At 73.9% G+C, this 19406-nt stretch carries 16 protein-coding genes; 13 read left to right on the top strand and 3 right to left on the bottom strand.

All coding sequences use genetic code 11. The annotated features are described in order from the left end of the window. Positions 1-222: 222 nt before the first annotated feature. The 7 genes from ACFVN3_RS03700 to uxuA all read left to right on the top strand — a co-directional run bounded on the left by ACFVN3_RS03700 (position 223) and on the right by uxuA (position 7944). Positions 223-1050, top strand: coding sequence for a sugar phosphate isomerase/epimerase family protein (locus ACFVN3_RS03700; RefSeq protein ID WP_378230697.1), 828 nt, complete (start codon positions 223-225; stop codon positions 1048-1050). Beyond that, the gene (locus ACFVN3_RS03695) at positions 1047-2006 is read left to right on the top strand and encodes an ABC transporter permease (RefSeq protein WP_378230694.1); all 960 of its coding nucleotides are present in this window, start codon (positions 1047-1049) and stop codon (positions 2004-2006) included. The genes ACFVN3_RS03700 and ACFVN3_RS03695 overlap by 4 nt, the downstream gene beginning before the upstream one ends. A 69-nt stretch (positions 2007-2075) precedes the next feature. Continuing rightward, positions 2076-3098 carry an ABC transporter substrate-binding protein gene (locus ACFVN3_RS03690; RefSeq protein WP_378230693.1) on the top strand — a complete coding sequence of 341 codons (1023 nt, stop codon included), beginning with the start codon at positions 2076-2078 and terminating at the stop codon, positions 3096-3098. Then, on the top strand, positions 3095-3910 hold the full coding sequence (locus ACFVN3_RS03685; protein ID WP_378230691.1) for an ABC transporter ATP-binding protein: 816 nt from the start codon (positions 3095-3097) through the stop codon (positions 3908-3910). The genes ACFVN3_RS03690 and ACFVN3_RS03685 overlap by 4 nt, the downstream gene beginning before the upstream one ends. Next, positions 3907-5016, top strand: coding sequence for a Gfo/Idh/MocA family protein (locus tag ACFVN3_RS03680; protein WP_378230689.1), 1110 nt, complete (start codon positions 3907-3909; stop codon positions 5014-5016). The genes ACFVN3_RS03685 and ACFVN3_RS03680 overlap by 4 nt, the downstream gene beginning before the upstream one ends. 184 nt (positions 5017-5200) lie before the next feature. Continuing rightward, positions 5201-6826 carry a mannitol dehydrogenase family protein gene (locus ACFVN3_RS03675; protein WP_378230687.1) on the top strand — a complete coding sequence of 542 codons (1626 nt, stop codon included), beginning with the start codon at positions 5201-5203 and terminating at the stop codon, positions 6824-6826. A 2-nt stretch (positions 6827-6828) separates the two neighbouring features. Next, on the top strand, positions 6829-7944 hold the full coding sequence (gene uxuA / locus ACFVN3_RS03670) for a mannonate dehydratase (RefSeq protein WP_378231374.1): 1116 nt from the start codon (positions 6829-6831) through the stop codon (positions 7942-7944). 24 nt (positions 7945-7968) lie between these two features. Here uxuA and ACFVN3_RS03665 read toward each other — a convergent pair whose 3' ends face one another. From ACFVN3_RS03665 to ACFVN3_RS03655, 3 genes are read right to left on the bottom strand one after another with little or no spacing between them, the layout of a single operon-like run. Further along, a complete protein-coding gene (locus ACFVN3_RS03665) occupies positions 7969-8388 on the bottom strand; it encodes a TIGR03618 family F420-dependent PPOX class oxidoreductase (RefSeq protein WP_378230684.1) in 420 nt (139 codons plus the stop codon). A gap of 59 nt (positions 8389-8447) precedes the next feature. Further along, on the bottom strand, positions 8448-9626 hold the full coding sequence (locus ACFVN3_RS03660; protein ID WP_378230682.1) for a Gfo/Idh/MocA family protein: 1179 nt from the start codon (positions 9624-9626) through the stop codon (positions 8448-8450). Then, the gene (locus ACFVN3_RS03655) at positions 9623-11599 is read right to left on the bottom strand and encodes a DUF6807 family protein (RefSeq protein ID WP_378230679.1); all 1977 of its coding nucleotides are present in this window, start codon (positions 11597-11599) and stop codon (positions 9623-9625) included. Before ACFVN3_RS03655 ends, ACFVN3_RS03660 begins: the two co-directional genes overlap by 4 nt. Positions 11600-11840: 241 nt before the next feature. Here ACFVN3_RS03655 and ACFVN3_RS03650 point away from each other — a divergent pair, with 241 nt between their 5' ends. The 6 genes from ACFVN3_RS03650 to ACFVN3_RS03625 all read left to right on the top strand — a co-directional run bounded on the left by ACFVN3_RS03650 (position 11841) and on the right by ACFVN3_RS03625 (position 19385). Further along, positions 11841-12764 (top strand): carbohydrate ABC transporter permease, encoded by a 924-nt coding sequence (locus tag ACFVN3_RS03650; RefSeq protein ID WP_378230677.1) that lies wholly within the window; start codon positions 11841-11843, stop codon positions 12762-12764. Beyond that, complete coding sequence (locus ACFVN3_RS03645; protein ID WP_378230674.1) at positions 12757-13734, top strand: carbohydrate ABC transporter permease; 978 nt, start codon at positions 12757-12759, stop codon at positions 13732-13734. The genes ACFVN3_RS03650 and ACFVN3_RS03645 overlap by 8 nt, the downstream gene beginning before the upstream one ends. A gap of 100 nt (positions 13735-13834) precedes the next feature. Next, on the top strand, positions 13835-15181 hold the full coding sequence (locus tag ACFVN3_RS03640) for an ABC transporter substrate-binding protein (protein WP_378230672.1): 1347 nt from the start codon (positions 13835-13837) through the stop codon (positions 15179-15181). 152 nt (positions 15182-15333) lie between these two features. Continuing rightward, the gene (locus ACFVN3_RS03635) at positions 15334-16755 is read left to right on the top strand and encodes a Gfo/Idh/MocA family oxidoreductase (RefSeq protein ID WP_378230670.1); all 1422 of its coding nucleotides are present in this window, start codon (positions 15334-15336) and stop codon (positions 16753-16755) included. Continuing rightward, positions 16752-18302, top strand: coding sequence for a UxaA family hydrolase (locus tag ACFVN3_RS03630; RefSeq protein WP_378230668.1), 1551 nt, complete (start codon positions 16752-16754; stop codon positions 18300-18302). The genes ACFVN3_RS03635 and ACFVN3_RS03630 overlap by 4 nt, the downstream gene beginning before the upstream one ends. Positions 18303-18359: 57 nt before the next feature. Next, positions 18360-19385: a 3-oxoacyl-[acyl-carrier-protein] synthase III C-terminal domain-containing protein gene (locus ACFVN3_RS03625; RefSeq protein ID WP_378230666.1), complete on the top strand. Its 1026-nt coding sequence runs from the start codon at positions 18360-18362 to the stop codon at positions 19383-19385. The last annotated feature ends 21 nt before the right edge of the window (positions 19386-19406 follow it).

The raw sequence follows: 19406 nt of genomic DNA, 5'->3' as shown, positions 1-19406 counted from the left end.
CCATGCCATGGCCCGCACCTACTGTCCATGCCAGGCGCACGGAGAACGAGCTCCGCGCGCAGGACCTCGACCACCGTCCCGTACGACCCCGCGTCCTCGCCTCACCAGCCCCGCGCCGCCCCTCCGCACGAGCCCCTCCCCGGGCCGGAGGCTGCGGCCGGCGGCTCACGGTGTCGGACACGTCGTCGCCCCGGGAGCCCCCAGCAGAAGGGAGAGCGCGCGATGTGGACGCTCTCGGGCTTCGCCGACGAGATCTCCCCCGACGTCGAGACGCAGTGCGTCGTCGCCTCCGAGCTCGGGCTGGGGTTCGTCGAGCTCCGCAGCGCGTGGGGCACCAACGTGCTCGACCTCGACGACGACCAGCGTGCGCGGGTCGCCAGCCTGCTGCGCCGGCACGACCTCCGCGTCTCCAGCATCGGGTCTCCCGTCGGCAAGATCTTCGTCGACGACGACTTCGAGCCCCACCTCGACCGGATGCGGCACGCCGCGCGCGTCGCGCGGCAGCTCGAGGCCCCGTACGTGCGGGTGTTCTCGTTCTTCGTGCGCCCCGGGACGGACCCGGCGTCGTGGCGCGACGTCGTGCTGCGCCGGATGGCGGCGCTCGCCGAGGTGGCGCGCGCGGCCGGCGTCGTGCTGGTCCACGAGAACGAGAAGGACATCTACGGGGACGTCCCGGAGCGGTGCCTGGACGTGGTGGAGTCCGTCGGGTCGCCGCACCTGGCGCTCGCGTGGGACTCGGCCAACTTCGTCCAGGTGGGCGTGCGGCCCTTCACCGACGGCTACGCGCTGCTGCGCCCGTACCTGGAGTACGTCCAGGTGAAGGACGCGCTCGCGGCGACGGGCGCCGTCGTGCCCGCCGGGCGCGGGGACGGCGAGGTCCTCGAGACCGTGCGGGCCCTGCGCGACGACGGCTTCGACGGGTTCTTCTCGCTCGAGCCGCACCTGAGCGAGGCCCACAGCCTCGGCGGGTTCTCCGGACCGGAGCTGTTCACCGAGGCCTGGGAGGCCTTCACCACGATCCTCGACGCCGAGGCGGTGCCGTTCCGATGACCGACGCGCCCAGCCCGGACGTCCCGCCGACGACCAGGACCACGACCATGGAGGACCGCACGATGACGACTGCCCAGGAAGTGCGACCGGCCCGCCAGGCGGCGCGACCGCCCGCCGGGGCGGCCCGGCGCTCCGCCTCGCGCCCGCGCGGCACGACGTCGTTCGGCAGCCGGTTGGCGGCGGTCGCCTCGGCGGCCTGGCGTCCCGCGCTCGTGCTGCTCGCGCTGTTCGCCGTGTGGTGGTTCGTCGCGTGGCGCGAGCTCGTGCCCGCGTACCTGGTCCCGTCGCCGGGGGCCGTGTGGGACACGATGGTCGAGGACTGGGCCATGCTGGCCGAGCACACCTGGGTGACCACGATGGAGACGGTCGTCGGGTTCGTGCTCGCGTCCGTGATCGGCGTCGCGACCGCCGTCCTGCTCGTCTACTCGCCGACGGCCGAGAAGTCGTTGTACCCGCTCATCCTCTTCGCCCAGGTGATCCCCAAGATCGCGATCGCCCCGATCCTCGTGGTCTGGTTCGGGTTCGGCGCGACGCCCAAGATCATCCTCGCGGTGCTCATCGCGTTCTTCCCGGTCGTGGTCTCGGCCGTCGCGGGGCTGCGGTCGATCGACCCCGAGCTGCTGGAGATGTCGGCGACCATGGGCGCGTCGCGCTGGAGGACCTTCCGCAAGATCCGCTTCCCGGGGTCGCTGCCGCAGCTCATGTCCGGCCTCAAGGTCGCCGTGACGCTCGCGGTCGTGGGCGCCGTCGTCGGCGAGTTCGTCGGCGCCGACCGCGGCCTCGGGTACGTGCTGCTCCTCGCGAGCGGCAACCTCGACGCGCCGCTGCTGTTCGCCGACCTCATCCTCATGTCGCTCATCGGCGTCGTGCTGTTCCTCCTCGTCGAGCTGCTGGAGCGGCTCCTCATCCCGTGGCACGCGTCGCGGCGCGGAAACCTCGTCCTCGCGTCCTCCTGACGCACCCCTGACCCACCCCAGAGTTCGCCGCCCCGACGACGAGGCGGCACGAGCACAAGGAGTCTTCCCATGCGTGGTGCACGTTTCGCAGTCTCGCTGGCCGTGGCCGGCGTCGTGGTGGCGGGGACGGCGGCCTGCGGGCAGTCGGCCGACCCGTCCGGACCCGCGGAGGGTGAGGGCGGCCTGACCGAGGTCACCGTCACGCTCAACTGGGTGCCCTACGGCGAGCACGCGCCGTTCTACTACGGCGTCGAGCAGGGGATCTTCGAGGAGGAGGGGATCGACCTCACGATCCAGCCGGGCAACGGCTCGGGGAACACCGTCCAGCAGGTCGCGCAGCGCAACACCGACTTCGGGTGGGCGGACACGCCGCCGCTCGCGAACGCGATCAGCTCGGGCATGCCGGTGCGCAGCGTGGGCGTGTTCCTCCAGACCGGGCCCAGCTCGGTGGAGTTCTTCGCCGAGCAGGGCATCACCGAGCCCGCCGACCTGGTGGGCAAGACGGTCGGCGGCACGCCGGGCGACGCGATGTACGGGACGTTCCCGGCCTGGCTCGAGCTCAACGGCGTCGACCCGGCGGACGTGACGGTGGTCAACGTCGACGCGGCGGGCAAGATCGCCGCGCTCATCGAGGGCAAGGTGGACGCGATCCAGGGCTTCCACCACGACCAGGCGCCGACGATCGAGAACCAGACCGGCGAGGAGGTCGACGCGCTGCCCTTCGCGGACTTCGGGATGAACCTGCTCGGCACCGGCCTGGTGGCGAACGAGGCGCTCATCGCGGACGACCCGGAGCTCGTCGAGGCGATGGTGCGCGCGACGTCGCGCTCGTTCCTCGCGGCGTCCGAGGACCCCGACGCGGCGGTCGCGGCGATGGCCGCGGGCGCGGAGCAGGCGCCCGACGAGGCGGTCCTGGGGGCCCAGCTCGCCGCGACGATCGACCTGCTGAACCTCGAGGACGCTCCCGCCCCCGGCGTGAACACCGAGGAGCAGTGGACGGACACCCTGACCTTCCTGTCCGAGAACACGGACTTCGACGGCGGCACGACCCCGGCCGACTTCTGGGACGGCGCGTTCGGGGCGGACCTGTGACCGCGACCGAGCTCGACGCCCGCGCCGACGCGGTCGCCGTCGACCCCATCATCGAGGTCCGCGACCTCACGATGCGCTTCACGTCGAAGCGGTCGGAGACCGTGGCGCTCGACGACGTCTCCCTGAGCGTCCAGCCGGGCGAGTTCGTCACGATCGTCGGGCCGTCCGGCTGCGGCAAGTCGACGCTGCTGAAGATCGTCGCGGGCCTCACCGCCTACACCGAGGGCGAGGTGCGCCTGTACGGGCAGCCCGTCACGCGCCCGCAGCGCGAGATCGGGTTCGCGTTCCAGCGCTCGGCCCTGCTCGAGTGGCGCGGGGTGCGCAAGAACATCCTGCTCCAGGCGGAGATGCGGGGCATGGACAAGCGCCGGGCGCAGGAGCGCGCGGACGCGCTCATCGCGCTGACCGGGCTGACGGGCTTCGAGAAGGCGCTGCCGCACGAGCTGTCCGGCGGCATGCAGCAGCGCGTCGCGCTGTGCCGGGCCCTGCTGCACGAGCCGCGGGTGCTGCTCATGGACGAGCCGTTCGGAGCGCTCGACGCCCTCACGCGCGAGCAGATGAACATCGAGATGAACCGCATCTGGCGCGAGACCGGCACGACCATCGTGCTCGTCACCCACTCGGTGCCGGAGGCGGTGTTCCTGGGGAGCCGCATCGTGGTCATGAGCCCGCGTCCCGGGCGGATCGTCGAGACCCTCGAGCCCGGCCTGCCCGACGAGCGCGACTACGGCACGACGCTCGTCGACCCCCGGTTCACGGGTGCCGCCGAGCGGCTGCGCGACCTGCTCGGCGCCAGCCACGTCGCCGAGTGACCGGGACCGTGCAGCCCGCTCCGGGCGGCGCCGGGCCCGTGGTCGGTGTCGGGATCGTCGGGATGGGCAGCATCGGCATGCTGCACGCGCTCGCGCTGCGTGACCTGGCCCCCCGGGCCCGGCTCGTCGCGTACAGCGGGGGCGCGGACCTCGACGCCGACCTGACCCCGGGCGGTCGCGCCGCGCACGTGTCGCCCGACGACGTGGTCCGTCACGAGGACGTCGACGTCGTGGCGGTCTGCACGCCGAGCGGGAGCCACGCGCGCCTCGCGCTCGCGGCGCTCGAGGCGGGCAAGCACGTCGTCGTGGAGAAGCCGCTCGCGGTGACCGTCGAGGACGCGCTCCTCGTCGAGCGCGTGGCGCGCGAGCGGGGCCTGGTCGTCTCGATGGTCTCGCAACGCCGCTTCGAGCCCCAGCACCAGGCGCTCCGGCGCGCGCTCGACGACGGCGCGCTCGGCGAGCTGCGCCTCGTCGCCACGCACGTGCCCTGGTACCGCGACGACGACTACTACGCCGCGGCGCGGTGGCGGTCGTCCCTGGCGGAGGGCGGCGGGTCGCTCATGAACCAGGGCGTGCACAACGTCGACCTCCTGCGCTGGCTGTGCGGGCCGGTCGAGTCCGTCACGGCCCAGGCGGGGACGCTCGCGCGCCCGGTGGACCGCGGGGCGGGGGCCGACGGCGACGCCGCCGAGGACACCACGGTCGCGACCCTGCGCCTCGCGTCGGGCGCGCTCGGCGTCGTCACGACGACGACGGCGACGCCCCCCGGGTTCCCGGCGACCCTCGCGCTCCACGGGAGCCGCGGCTCGGTGGAGCTCGCGCAGGACGAGGTGCTCCGCTGGGACGTTCCGGGTGTCCCGGCGCCCGCGTCGGGCCGCTCGGCGGGCGGCGCGGCGGACCCGCTCGCGATCGGTCATGCCGGTCACCGCACCCAGTGGGAGCGGGTGCTCGCGGCCCTCGACGGCGCCGCGCCGCCTCCCGTCGGGCCTGAGGACGCGGTGGAGACCGTCCGGCTCCTCAGCGCGATCCGTCAGGCCGCCGCGACCGGGCGGACCGTCCGCCCGGCCGACCTGCCGGCGCCGCAGGGGGCCACGTCGGCGGAGTGAGCCCCGGGTGGTCTCAGACATCGCGTTCGCGCGCCATGGCGAACGTTTGCACTCCCGACGTCAGCATTGTCGTCGGGTGAGGGCATGCGTGACTACAATCGTTTGCACGACCCGTTGCCGGGAGCACTCCCGGCCGGACCACCCGGCGGCGCTCGCCGCCGGACCGACACCCGCAGGAGGCCGCGTGACCGCCCCGACCGACGTCCCGAGCCTGCCCGGCACGACGGCACCCGCCGCTGTGCCGGCCGAGGCCGCACGAGCGGGGCGCCCGCGCCTGCACCGCGACGCGCACCCCGCGTTCCCGCCGGCGCCGGTCCGCCCGACGCAGGTGGGGATCGTCCACCTCGGGATCGGCGCGTTCCACCGCGCGCACCAGGCGGTCGTCACCGAGGACGCCGCGCGGGCGACGGGGGAGACGTCCTGGGGGATCCTCGGCGTGACGCAGCGCTCCGCGTCGGTGCGCGACCAGCTCCGGCCGCAGGGCGGGGTCTACACCGTGCTGACGGTCGGGCCTGACGGCGCGTCCCCGCGCGTCGTGGGGTCCGTGACCGACGTCGCGTGGCCGGCCGAGGAGACGCCTCGCGTCCTCGCGGCGCTCGCCGCGCCGACGACGCACGTCGTGACGCTGACCGTCACCGAGAAGGGGTACGCGCGCCGCGCCGACGGCCATCTCGACGTCGACGCCGTCGCGGCCGACCTCGACGTGCTGCGCCGCGAGGAGGCGTCCACCGGCTCCCCGGAGGCGGGAGTCCCCGGCGCGGACGTCGCGAGCGGCGAGGCGGCGGGCGTCGCCCCGGCGACCAGCGCCGTCGGGCTCCTCGTGCGTGGGCTGGCAGCGCGCCGTCGGGCCGGGGGGGCGCCCCTCACCGTGCTGAGCTGCGACAACCTCGCCGACAACGGGCACGTGCTCGCGCGGCTCGTCGGGGAGGCGGTCGACGCCGCGCTGCCGGGCGCCGAGGGCGACGCGCTGCGCGCCTGGCTCGCCGCGTCGGTGACCTTCCCGTGCAGCATGGTCGACCGGATCGTCCCCGCGACCACGCCCGCGCAGCGCGACGAGGTCGAGACGCTGCTCGGCGCGCGCGACGAGGGTCTGGTCGTGGCGGAGCCGTTCGTCCAATGGGTGATCGAGGACCGCTTCGCCGGTCCGCGCCCCGCGTGGGAGCGGGGCGGGGCGACCCTCACGAGCGACGTCGCGCCGTACGAGCGCGCGAAGCTGCGCCTGCTCAACGGCGCGCACTCCTACCTCGCGTACGCGGGGTCGCTCGCCGGGCACGCCACGATCGCCGAGGCCGTCGCCGACCCGGCGCTCGCCGCGGGCGCCCGGGCGCTCCAGGCCGACGCGCTCGCGACGCTCGAGGCGCCCGACGGCGTCGACCTCGCCGCGTACGCGCAGACGCTGCTCGACCGGTTCGCCAACCCGGCGACAGGTCACACGACCCGGCAGGTCGCGATGGACGGGACGCAGAAGATCCCGTTCCGCTGGGGCGGGACGCTCGCCGACCTCCTCGCCGCACGCCCCGGCGCCCCGGCGCCGCAGGGCGTCGTCGCGGCGCTCGCCGCGTGGGCCGGGTACGTCGTCGCGGAGGCGCGCTCGGGGCGCACGGTGGACGACCCGCGCGGCGACGAGCTGCGCGCGGTCGTGGAGGACGCGCCGGACGCCCCGGCGGCATTCCGTGCGCTCGTCCTGCTCCCCGGCCTGCTGCCGGGCGTCCCGGAGGGGCGCCTGACCGAGGTCGTCGACGCGGTCGTCGCCGCGAGCGCGACCGCCCACCGCGCGACCACCACGAGGAACGAGGAGGCTGCCCCGTGAAGATGGGCTTTCGCTGGTACGGCGACGGGAACGACACGGTCACGCTCGACCACGTGCGCCAGGTGCCCGGCGTGGAGACGATCGTGTGGAGCCTGCACGGCAAGCAGGCCGGCGAGGTGTGGGAGCAGGCGGAGATCGACGCCGAGGTCGCGAAGATCACCGGGCTGAGCGACGAGGCCCGCGCGCGCGGGATCACCCGGACCTTCGACGCGGAGGTGGTCGAGTCGGTCAACGTGCACGAGTCGATCAAGCTCGGCAGGACCGTCCTCGGGCTGACCCGCGACGAGGCGATCGAGAACTACGTGACGACGATCCGCCGGCTGGGCCGGGCCGGGGTGAAGGTCGTCTGCTACAACTTCATGCCCGTCTTCGACTGGCTGCGCACCGACCTGTGGCACCCGCTGCCCGACGGCTCGACAGCGCTGTTCTTCGAGCGGGCCGTCGTGGACGCGATGTCGCCGCAGAGCCTCATCGCGGACATGGAGGCGAACACGCACGGGCTCACGCTGCCCGGCTGGGAGCCCGAGCGGCTCGCGAGCTTCACCGAGCTCGACGCGGCGTACGAGGGCGTGACGCGCGAGGACATGTACGCCCACTACCGGTACTTCCTCGACGCGGTGATCCCGGCGTGCGAGGAGGCCGACGTCAAGCTCGGCGTGCACCCCGACGACCCGCCCTACGACGTCTTCGGCTGGCCCCGCGTCGTGTCGACCAAGGACGACCTGGCGCGCGTGCTCTCCCTCAACGACAGCCCGCACCACGGCCTGACGCTGTGCCTGGGCAGCTTCTCCGCGAACCCCGGGCAGGACGCGGTCGACGCGGTGCGCACGTTCATGGACCGCATCCACTTCACGCACGTGCGCAACATCAAGCACCTGGGGAACGGCGACTTCACCGAGGTCGCGCACCGCGCGTGCGAGGGCAGCGTCGACACGACGGGCATCATGCGCGCGTACGCCGAGGCGAGCTATCAGGGCTACGTGCGTCCCGACCACGGCCGGCACCTGTGGGACGAGAACACGACCAACAAGCCCCGGCCCGGCTACGGCCTGTACGACCGCGCGCTCGGCATCCAGTACCTGCTCGGTGCGTGGGACGCGTTCCGGTACGACGCCTGACGGCGCGTCGCCGCCGGGGAGCGGCTACGCGTCCCCGGCGGCGGCCTTCGCCTCGCCCCAGCCGTACCAGCGCTCGAGCTCGATCCACGCGCTGACGCGGGGGCTGTGCCGGTTCGCGTACTCGTGCCCCGTGTAGTGGCGCGAGATCCGGTCGATGTCGGCCAGGCCCTCGTCGGCGCGCAGCTCCGTGACGCGCCCGATCAGCGTCACGTGCGTGTACCAGTTCTCGTCGAGGACGGTGAGCGAGACGCGCGGGTCGTTCCGCAGGTGCTGGAGGCGGACGCGCGACTCGTCGAGGTTGACGAGCACGCGGCCGTCGTCCTCCCAGACGTACCAGGTCGCCGCGGTGACGGGCGCGCCGTCGGAGCGCACGGTCGCCATGACGGCGGCGTTCGGGCGGCGCAGCAGCTCGACGAGACGGGACGGCAGCGGGGGTCGGGACACGACGGTTCCTCCAGGGTCGGGACGGCGGGACGTCCCGACGCTACGGCAGGCGGGGACCCTCAGCGCGCCCAGGGCGCCCCGAGCTCGGTGAACGTCCGGGCCGTGCACGCGGCCTCCTCGCACCACCGCGCGACGTCGTCGACGACGGGGCGGCGGTCGTCTCCCTCGCCCGTCCAGGTCACCGCCGCCGGGTCGAGGGGCCGCGGGTCCGCCGTCGTGCGCACGGCCTCCAGGACGCGCATGAACGCGCCGGTGTCGCGCACGTCGCACGCGAGCCGGCGCTCCGGGTCGCGGCGCGCGGCGAGCAGATCGTCCAGGAGCCCGGTGCGGCCGTACGTCTTCTCCACGTGCGCCCGGGGGGTGCGGACGAGCACGCGGTCGTGCTCGTACTCGAGCGTGACCTCGCCGTCCGTCCCGAGCACGAGCACGCGCGCCGGGGTGCGCTCTGGCGCGCAGAGCGTGAGCCCGAACCCGTAGGGCAGGCCGTCGCGCGCGACGACGCGCAGCGCCGACGTGTCGTCGGACTCGATCGGGTTGGCGCGCCAGAGGTCGGTCACGACGTGCGCGACGTCCTCGGCCGTACGGGCGCCGCCGATGCGCAGCGCGGTCGCGACCGCGTGGGCGAGGGGGTTGGTGACGACACCGTCCACGACGTCGCGCCCGCCGAGCCGGCGTCGGCCGGCCCACGGGGCGCGGCGCCAGTACCCGGTGGTCCGCACCCACGTGCCCACCGCCCCGATCCCCACGACGTCGCCGATCTCGCCGTCCGCGACGAGCTCGGCGACCGCGTCCACCGCGTGCGAGCCGAAGGTCTGGAAGCCCACCTGGCACCGGCGGCCCGTGCGCTCGGCCACCTCCACGAGCGCGAGGTGCTCCGCGAGGGACGCGGCGGTCGGCTTCTCGAGCAGGACGTCGACGCCCGCCTCCATCGCGGCGCGCGCGAGCGGGAGATGGGTCGGGATCGGGGTCGAGATCACGACGACCTCGGGGCGCACGGCCGCGTCGGACGACGAGAGCAGGTCGCCCAGCGTGGGGAACCAGGGCGCGGGGGCGTCGTCGGGGCGGCGCGGGTCGACGACCGCGCTCAGCCGGACGCGACCCTGCTCCGCGAGCGCGGCGACCGTGCGCAGGTGGGACCCGCCGTGGCCGTGGACCCCGACGACGGCGACCGGGACGGCGGCCTGCGTCCGGTCGAGCACGTGGTTCGTCCCGGAGGCGGCCCGGGGCGAACCGGTCACCGGACGCGCTCCGCGAGCGCCGCGGCCTCGTCGAGGTCGAGCCCGCGGTCGACGAGCACGGCGCGCGCGCCCGTCTCGAGCGTGCCCCCCGCGGGGATCGTGCGGGGCGCGTCCCAGGCCAGGGCCGGGCCGGCCCCGGGGTACTCGGACGCGCGCAGGAACCACGGCACCGTCTCGCCCTGCTGGACGAGGAGCAGCGTCGTCGTGTGCGAGGGGTGCTCCTGCACGAACGCGACCCACGGGGACGTGCTGCCGTGAGCGCTCTCCTCGCCACGCCCGTGCGCGCTGAGCACGCTCGTCGAGGCCGCCGTGCGCAGGCGCCAGAAGAACCCGCCGTACCCGGCGCCGGGGCGCCCGTTGGTCGCGGGCGAGCCGATGACGAGCGCCCCGCGCTCGGCGCGCAGGGTCGAGCGCCAGTCGAGGACCCACGACTCGTCGTCGAGGATCCACGCGTCGAGGCGGCGGTCCTCCTCGAGCTGCGGGACGCCCTGCTCGTCGTGCCACCGGACGCCGTCGTGCAGCAGGTGCTGCTCCACGGGGTCGACGGCGAGCGCGTGGCTCACCTGGCGGCCGTGGTTGGGCAGGAGCGTCGGGCCGACGTCGGCGACGAACGTGCGCCCGCCCCAGTAGGACGTCCCGTTGACGTCGGCGACGGCCATCGAGGCGCCGTAGTGGTGACGGTGGTCGACGGGCCCGGCGTCGGTGAGCGGGACGCCGGCGAGCGTGTGCACCGGGTGCAGGTAGGAGCGCGGCGCGTGCACGGCGGGGATCCGGTCGCCCTGCTGGTAGCGGGCCAGGCGGAGGTCGCCGGCGCGCAGGACGACGGCCTCCCCGTCGGGCGTCCAGCGGACCTCGCGGGACGCGGGCTGGGTCGATCCGGCTCCGGCGCTCTCCGCGACGACCGCGTCGGCAGGCTCGGCCGGGGGGACCACGCGGGCGCGGGCGACCTGGCGCGGCACGGGCCCCGTCGTCGCGCGAACCTCGAGCCGGGGCTCGAACCGCGTGGTGCGGGACGCGGGCACGGAGTCGTCGATGAGCGCCGAGAGCTCCTTCCAGGCGTGCCGGCCGAGCTCGGCCTGCGGCACGGCGACCGTCGTGAGCGACGGCGTGGCGAAGCGGGCGAGGTCGATGTCGTCGAAGCCGACGACGGACATGTCCTTGGGCACGGCGACGCCGGCCTCGTTGAGCCCGGCGAGCAGGCCGAACGCGACGAGGTCGTTGAACGCGACGACGGCCGTCGGCCGGGCGGTGAGGACCTCGTCGACCGCGGCGTGGCCGGCGGCGATGTCGGGCCCGGCGGGGAGCTCGACGAGCTCGAGCTCGGGCGTGCGGTCGAGCACGCGGCGCAGCCCGGTGCGGCGCAGCGCGTCGGACGCGCTGCCGGGCGGACCGGCGAGGTAGGCGACCCGGCGGTGGCCGAGGGAGAGCAGGTGCTCGAGCACCTGGGCCGCCGCGTCCGCGTAGTCGACGACGAGCGACGGCACCGCCGCCTCGCCCGGGTGCGCGAGCTCCCGGTTGACGAGCACGACGGGCGCGACGTCGGGGACGAGCCGCGCGAGCTCGGCGGGGGGCATGCGCGGGGAGACGAGCACGAGGGCGTCGCAGCGGAGCCGTGCCTCGAGCGCGATCGCGGCCTCCTCGGTGGGGTCCTCGGCGGTGTCCGCGACGAGGACGCGGTACCCGGCCGGGGCGGCCGCCGAGGTGACGCCGCGCAGGATCTGCTGGAAGACCGGGTTGCCCAGGTCGGGGACGACGAGCGCGACCGTGTTGGTCCGTCCGAGCGACAGGCTCCGCGCGACGTTGCTGGGTCGGTAGCTCAGGTCGGCGGCCGCCTGGCGGACGCGCGCGCTGATCTCCGGGTCGACCGTCGCGCGGCCGTTCATGACGCGCGACACCGTCGCCCGGGAGACGCCCGCGGCGGTCGCCACGTCGGCGATCGTCACCCCGCCCCGCCGTGTGCTCACGCTTGCCATCGTTCTCCCTCGAGTCGTGGTTCGCGCGCCGCGGGCACGCACGACTGCGTGGTGCCCGCGCTCTCCGGGGTCGGCCGGTGCCGCGCGATGACCTGACCGTACACCATGGGAAACCGGTTCCACGTGTGCTACGGTCCTCACCCAGCAACCGGTTTCCCCTCGACGGGGGAACGCAGGACTACCGATCGACGACGACCGGAGGGTGACGGATGACCGGCACGAGGTGCGAGGAGGGTCTCGCATGGCGGTGACCGAGCTCGCGCGAGGGACCGCCACGCGGCGGCCCGCACGCAAGAAGGGGGACGGGAAGGCAGCGGCGCTCTTCCTCGCCCCCTGGTTCGTGGGCCTCGCGCTCATCACGGCGGGCCCGATGGCGGCGTCGCTGTACCTGTCCTTCACGGACTACAACCTGCTCCAGGCGCCGAGCTGGATCGGGTGGGACAACTACGAGCGGATGTTCGCCGACCCGCGGCTCCTCAACTCGCTCCAGGTGACGTTCACGTACGTGTTCGTCTCCGTGCCGCTCCAGCTCGCCGCCGCGCTCGGTCTCGCGCTCCTGCTCGACAAGGGCCTGCGCGGGCTCGCGGTCTACCGCTCGATCTACTACCTGCCCTCGCTGCTGGGCGGGAGCGTGGCGATCGCGATCCTGTGGCGCCAGGTCTTCGGCGCGGACGGGCTCATCAACCAGGTCCTGGCGCTCGTCGGGATCGAGGGGCAGGGCTGGGTCTCGCACCCCGACTTCGCATTGGGCACGCTCGTCGCCCTCAACGTGTGGACCTTCGGAGCGCCGATGATCATCTTCCTCGCCGGGCTGCGCCAGATCCCGCGCATGTACTACGAGGCGGCCTCGATCGACGGCGCCGGCCGGTGGCGCCAGTTCCGCTCGATCACGGTGCCGATGCTCACGCCGATCATCTTCTTCAACCTCGTGCTCCAGCTCATCAACGCGTTCCAGTCCTTCACGCAGGCGTTCGTCGTGAGCGGCGGGACCGGCGGGCCGGCGGACTCGACGATGTTCTACACGCTCTACCTCTACCTCAAGGGCTTCGGCTCGCTCGAGATGGGCTACGCGTCGGCGATGGCCTGGTTCCTGCTCCTGATCATCGGCGGGATGACGTTCGTCAACTTCCTCGCCTCGAAGTACTGGGTCTTCTACGATGACTGACACCACGCACCCCGCCACGGGGACCCCCACCGACGCCGCCGTCATCGAGGACGCGGCCCCCGGGACCCGCTCCCGGTCGACGCTCTCCCAGCTCGCGGCCGACGCGCCGCCCACCGCCCCGCGACCCCGACGTCGTGCGCAGTCCGCGCGAGTCCGGTCGGTGCTCAAGCACGCGCTGCTCATCGCGTTCGGGCTCGTCATGCTGTACCCGCTGCTCTGGATGCTCGCGAGCTCGTTCAAGCCCTCGGCGCTGATCTTCCGCGAGCCGGGCCTCATCCCGTCCGCGGTCGACCTCGGCAACTACACCGACGGGTGGAACGCGCTCACCCACCCGTTCGGCCACTACCTGCTCAACTCCGCGGTCGTGGTGCTCGGCTCGGTGCTGGGCAACCTCGTCTCGTGCTCGCTCGCCGCCTACGCGTTCGCCCGGCTCCAGTTCCGGGGCCGCGGGGTCTGGTTCGCGATCATGCTCATGTCGATCATGCTGCCGATCCACGTCGTGATCGTGCCGCAGTACGTGCTGTTCTCCTCGCTCGAGTGGATCAACACGTTCCTGCCGCTCATCGTGCCCAAGCTGCTCGCGACCGACGCCTTCTTCATCTTCCTCATGGTCCAGTTCTTCCGCGGGATCCCCAAGGAGCTGGACGAGGCCGCACGGCTCGACGGCTGCGGCCACGGGCGGATCTATCTGCGCATCATGATGCCGCTCGCGCTCCCGGCGCTCGCGACGACGGCGATCTTCACCTTCATCTGGACCTGGAACGACTTCTTCAGCCAGCTCATCTTCCTGACCAAGCCGGACATGTACACGGTCCCGATCGCGCTGCGCACCTTCGTGGACGCCACGGGCCAGAGCTCGTGGGGCCCGATGTTCGCCATGTCGATCGTCTCCCTGGTCCCCGTGTTCCTCGTCTTCCTCTTCGGTCAGAAGTACCTCGTCAAGGGCATCGCCACGACGGGGATCAAGTAGCTCCTCCGGCGCGCGGGCACCCGCCCGCGCGTCACCCGGTGCCGACCGGCACCGCTCCGCACGACAGAACGACGACGTCCCGTCACGCACAAGGAGAGTCATGAACACCTCGATCCACCGTCCGCGCCGGCCCGGCGCACGCCGCGCGGTGCTGGCCGCCGCACTGACCGTCGGTGCCCTCGCCCTGACCGCCTGCGGCGGCGACGGCGGCGTCGCGAACCCGGGCGGGGGCGACGAGTCGTCGTCCGCGGAGTCCGGGCCGGTCCAGATCCGCTTCTCGTGGTGGGGCTCGGACACGCGCCACCAGACGACGCAGCAGATCATCGACCTCTTCCAGGAGAAGAACCCCGACATCACGGTCGTCGCCGACTACACCGACTGGGGCGGGTACTGGGACAAGCTCGCGACCTCGGTCGCGGCCGGCGACGCGCCCGACGTCATCACGCAGGAGGAGCGCTACCTCGCGGACTACGCCTCGCGCGGTGTCCTGGCAGACCTCGGGGCGCTCGACATCGACACGAGCTCGATCGACGAGTCGGTCGTGGGCTCGGGCGAGACAGGCGGAGCGCTCTACGGCATCCCCACCGGCGTGAACGCCTACGCGGTGCTCGCCGACCCGCAGGTGTTCGCCGACGCCGGTGTCGAGGTGCCGGACGACGCCACGTGGACGTGGGAGGACTACGTCGAGGTCTCGAACGCGGTGACCGCGGGGTCGGCCGACGGCATCTACGGCACGCAGGACTACGGGTTCAACGAGGCCGGCCTGTCGATCCTCGCGCGCCAGCGCGGCGAGGCGCTGTACACGCCCGAGGGCGAGCTCGGCGTCTCCGCGGAGACCGTCGCGGACTTCTTCCAGCTCTCCCTCGACCTCCAGGCGGGCGGCGGCCAGCCCGACGCCGCGCGGTCCGTCGAGCTCGAGGGCGCCGGCCCGGAGGGCTCGCTCCTCGGGACCAACCAGGGCGCCATGGGCATGTGGTGGACCAACCAGCTCGGCGCCATCAGCACCGCGTCGGGTCGCGACCTGGAGCTCCTGCGCCTCCCGGGCGAGACCGAGGGCGAGCGCACGGGCATGTACTTCAAGCCCGCGATGTACTACTCGGTCGCCAAGACGTCCGAGCACCCCGAGGCGGCAGCGAAGTTCGTGGACTTCCTCCTCAACGACCCCGAGGCCGGGGCGCTCATGCTCTCCGACCGCGGCCTGCCCGCGAACACGGAGGTGCGCGCGGCGGTCAAGGACAGCCTCTCCCCGGCCGACAAGCAGGCCGCGGACTTCCTCGAGGCGCTCGGCGCCGACGTCGTGGACGGCCCGCCCGTCCCGCCGCAGGGCGCCGGCGACGTCGTCGAGATCCTCAAGCGCATCAACACCGAGGTGCTGTTCGAGCAGAAGTCTCCGCAGGACGCCGCAACGCAGTTCCTCGACGAGGTGGGCGCGGCCATCGGGCAGTAGCCCCGCCGTGGCGTACCGCCACCCCTGACCGGCCGGGCCGGTCCGTCGCCCCACGGACCGGCCCGGCCAGGCCCGACCAGGACTCGCACCGGCACGACCCCCAGACCGTCGCCCAGACCCCGCGCCCAGGACCCCGAGAGGACCGCAGACCCGTGCACCACCCCGGCACCACCCCGACCGAGACCGCGACGACCCGCCCCCGGCGCTACGCCGTCGCCGGCACCGGGCACCGAGCCCGCATGTTCGTCGACGCGCTGCTCGGTGAGCACCGCGAGGACGGTCACCTGGTCGCGTGGTGCGAGCCCAACCCGGTGCGCGCCGCCTGGTACGACCGTCGCCTCGAGGCCGCGGGCCTCACGCCGCTGCCGCGCTACGAGCCGTCCGACCTCGGCCGGATGCTCGCCGAGCAGGCCGTGGACGCGCTGATCGTGACGACGCCCGACCACGCCCACGCGGACTACGTCGTCGCTGCGCTCGGGGCCGGTGTCGACGTCGTGTGCGAGAAGCCGCTCACGACAGACGCGGCCGGGATGGCGCGCATCCGCGCGGCCGCCGAGCGCTCGTCGGCCACGCTCACGGTGACCTTCAACTACCGGTACTCGCCGCGCAACACCGCGCTGCGGCGCGTGATCGCCTCGGGCGAGATCGGCGACGTCGTCTCGGTGCACTTCGAGTGGCTGCTCGACACCGTGCACGGCGCCGACTACTTCCGCCGGTGGCACCGCGACAAGGCCGCCTCGGGCGGGCTCGCCGTGCACAAGGCGAGCCACCACTTCGACCTCGTCAACTGGTGGCTCGACGACGTCCCCGAGACCGTCGTCGCGCGCGGCGGCCTCCGCTTCTACGGGGACGACGGCGCCGGGCGGCCCCCGGGGGACCGGCCCGGCCTCGGGCGCGACGCCGCGCCGGACGACCCGTTCGGCATCGACCTCGCCGGGGACGACACGCTGCGCGCGCTCTACCTCGAGGCCGAGGCCCAGGACGGCTACGTGCGTGACCGCGACGTGTTCGCGCCCGGCGTCACCATCGAGGACACGATCGGCGCGCTCGTCGGCTACCGCCGCGGCGCGACCCTCACCTACTCGCTCACCGCGCACAGCCCGTGGGAGGGGTACCGCGTCGCCGTCAACGGCACGCGCGGCCGGGTCGAGCTCGACGTCGTCGAGCGGGCCCACGTGGAGTCCGGGCACGCCGCCGAGGCCCTCGGGCCGGACGGCAAGCGGCGCCCGGTCGTGGACCCGAGTGCCGTGCACGACCCCGGTGCGGGCGACGTGCGACCCTACGGCGCGCGGCTCGTCGTGCAGCGGCACTGGGAGCCCGCGCGCGAGGTCGTCATCGACGAGGGCGAGGGCTCGCACGGGGGCGGCGACCGCCTGCTCCTCGCCGACGTCTTCCGGGGCGCGGGCGAGGACCCGCTCGCGCGGGCCGCGGGCTACGTCGACGGCCTGCGGAGCGTCGCCGTCGGCGTGGCCGTGAACCGCTCGCTCGAGACGGGGCAGGTGGTGCGCGCCGCCGACCTCGGGGTGTCGCTCGAGCGCGCCGCGGCGACCCGGTCCGAGGCGGTGCCGTCGTGACCGCCGCCGCGCGCGCGACGGACACGCCCCTGCTCGTCCTGCGCCCCGAGGACGATGTCGCCGTCGCGACGCGCGACCTCTCGGCAGGGGACGTCGTCGACCGCCCCGGGGGCGGGACGGTCGCCGTGCTCGACGCCGTCCCGCGCGGTCACAAGGTCGCCCTGCGGGACGTCGCCGCGGGCGGTCCCGTGCGCAAGTACGGGCAGGTGATCGGCGTCGCGACGCGCGACGTCCGCGCGGGCGAGCACGTGCACACGCAGAACCTCGGGTACGCGCCGGGGGAGCGCGAGCACGAGCTCGCCACGGTGCACACCCCCCTGTCCGTACCGCCCGGACCACGCCCGACGTTCCGCGGCTATCGCCGCGCGAACGGCACGGTCGGCACACGCAGCTACGTCGCGATCCTCACGTCGGTCAACTGCTCCGCGAGCACGGCCCGCATGATCGCCGACCAGTTCCGCGGTCTCGCGCTCGACGCCTACGACGACGTCCACGGCGTCGTCGCCCTCACGCACCAGTCGGGGTGCGGGCTCGTGCCGACGAGCGAGGGCGCCCAAGTGCTCCTGCGCACGCTGCGCGGGTACGCCGCCCACCCCAACGTCACGGGCGTCCTCGTGCTCGGGCTCGGCTGCGAGATGATCGCCGTCGACACCGTGCTCGCCGGGGCCGACCTGTCGCCGGACACGGTCGTGCGCACGCTGACCATCCAGGAGACGGGCGGCGTGCGGGCCACCGTCCGCGCGGGCGTCGAGGCGGTGCGCGAGATGATGTCGGAGATCGACGCGCGCTGGGAGCGCACCGACTGCGACGTCGCCGACCTCGTGCTCGGGCTCAACTGCGGCGGCTCCGACGGCTACTCCGGCATCACCGCGAACCCCGCGCTGGGGATCGCGTCCGACCGCCTCGTCGCGTACGGCGGCACGTCGGCGCTCGCGGAGACGCCCGAGGTGTTCGGTGCGGAGCACCTGCTCACGCGGCGGGCGGTGACGCCCGAGGTCGGGCAGCGCCTGCTCGACCGGCTCGAGTGGTGGCAGGGCTACGCCGCCGCGGGCGGCGGCACGCTCGACAACAACCCGTCGCCCGGCAACAAGGCCGGTGGTCTGACGACGATCCTCGAGAAGTCGCTCGGCGCCGTCGCCAAGGGCGGGCAGGCCGACCTCGCCGCGGTGCACGAGTACGCCGAGCCGCTCGACACGAGGGGCTTCGTCTTCATGGACACCCCCGGCTACGACCCCGTCTCCGTCACCGGGCTCGTCGCGGGCGGGGCGACCGTCGTGTGCTTCACCACGGGCCGCGGGTCCGTGTTCGGCTGCAAGCCCACGCCGAGCATCAAGCTCGGCACCAACAGCGAGCTCTACGCGCGCATGGGCGACGACGTGGACATCGACTGCGGGAGGATCGTCGACGGCGTCGCGACCCTGGAGGAGGTGGGCGACGAGATCTTCGCCCGCATCCTCGCGGTCGCCTCGGGGGAGGAGACGGCGAGCGAGGAGCTCGACCTCGGCGGCGAGGAGTTCGTCCCGTGGCAGCTCGGGACGGTCACCTGAGGCCTGGGGTCGAGGGGTCGGTCGGGGCGCCCCCCGGTGCGTGACATGATCGACCTCATGCTCACTCCCGCCACCGGCGCGGCCGGGTCGCGCATCGCCGGCCTCGGTCACTTCCAGCCCGAGAAGACGCTGACGAACGACGACATCGCGCAGCTCGTCGAGACCAACGACGAGTGGATCCGCTCGCGGACGGGGATCGTCACGCGGCACGTCGCCGACGACGACACGACGGTCGCCGACATGGCCACCGCGGCCGCGCGCCACGCGCTCGCCGACGCGGGCGTCGACCCCGCCGAGGTCGACCTCGTGATCGTCGCGACGGCCACCGCGACCGACCGGTCGCCCAACACCGCGGGCCGCGTCGCCTACCACCTGCGCACCGGTGTGATGCCCGGGCAGTCCACGCCCGAGGAGGCGTCCGAGCTCGACCTGCGTGGCGTCGTCGGGCCCGCCGTGCTCGACGTGAACGTCGCCTGCTCCGGGTTCGCCCACTCCGTCGGCCTCGCCGACCAGGCGATCCGCGCCGGTTCCGCCCGCACCGCCGTCGTGATCGGCGCGGAGAAGCTCACCGCGTTCACCGACTGGACCGACCGCAGCACGTGCATCCTCACCGCCGACGGCGCGGGCGCGGCCGTGCTGCGCGCCACGGACGAGCCCGGCGTCGGGCCCGTGACCTGGGGCTCCGAGCCCGACCTCACGCCCGCCGTGCTCATCGAGTCGCCCGCCGACAAGTTCGCCCAGGACGGCCGCGCCGTCTTCAAGTGGGCCATCACGCGCGCCGCCGACCGCGCGCGCTCCGTCGTGGAACGCTCCGGCGTCTCGCTCGACGACATCGAGGTCCTCGTCGCGCACCAGGCGAACCTGCGCATCATCGAGCCCCTCGCGAAGTCGCTCGGGCTCGACTCCAAGATCGTCGTCACCGACATCGTCGAGTCGGGCAACACGTCCGCCGCGTCCATCCCGCTCGGGCTCTCCAAGTGGTGGCACGCCGGCAAGATCCCCGCAGGCGTCCCCGCCCTGCTCTTCGGCTTCGGCGGCGGGTTCGCGTGGGCGGGCCAGGTCGTGGAGACCCCGACCCGCTGACGCACGTCGCCGTCGACCCGG

The organism is Cellulosimicrobium sp. NPDC057862, from assembly GCF_042797035.1.
Classification (GTDB): Bacteria; Actinomycetota; Actinomycetes; order Actinomycetales; family Cellulomonadaceae; genus Cellulosimicrobium.
Note: the sequence above shows the minus strand (reverse complement) of the source record. Positions and strands in the feature narration are given on the sequence as shown.

Coding starts and splice junctions, on each gene's coding strand:
- ACFVN3_RS03645 (WP_378230674.1), top strand. CDS start 12,757: ATGACTGACACCACGCACCCCGCCACGGGGACCCCCACCGACGCCGCC.
- ACFVN3_RS03695 (WP_378230694.1), top strand. CDS start 1,047: ATGACCGACGCGCCCAGCCCGGACGTCCCGCCGACGACCAGGACCACG.
- ACFVN3_RS03650 (WP_378230677.1), top strand. CDS start 11,841: ATGGCGGTGACCGAGCTCGCGCGAGGGACCGCCACGCGGCGGCCCGCA.
- uxuA (WP_378231374.1), top strand. CDS start 6,829: ATGGGCTTTCGCTGGTACGGCGACGGGAACGACACGGTCACGCTCGAC.
- ACFVN3_RS03640 (WP_378230672.1), top strand. CDS start 13,835: ATGAACACCTCGATCCACCGTCCGCGCCGGCCCGGCGCACGCCGCGCG.
- ACFVN3_RS03690 (WP_378230693.1), top strand. CDS start 2,076: ATGCGTGGTGCACGTTTCGCAGTCTCGCTGGCCGTGGCCGGCGTCGTG.
- ACFVN3_RS03700 (WP_378230697.1), top strand. CDS start 223: ATGTGGACGCTCTCGGGCTTCGCCGACGAGATCTCCCCCGACGTCGAG.
- ACFVN3_RS03625 (WP_378230666.1), top strand. CDS start 18,360: ATGCTCACTCCCGCCACCGGCGCGGCCGGGTCGCGCATCGCCGGCCTC.
- ACFVN3_RS03655 (WP_378230679.1), bottom strand. CDS start 11,599: ATGGCAAGCGTGAGCACACGGCGGGGCGGGGTGACGATCGCCGACGTG.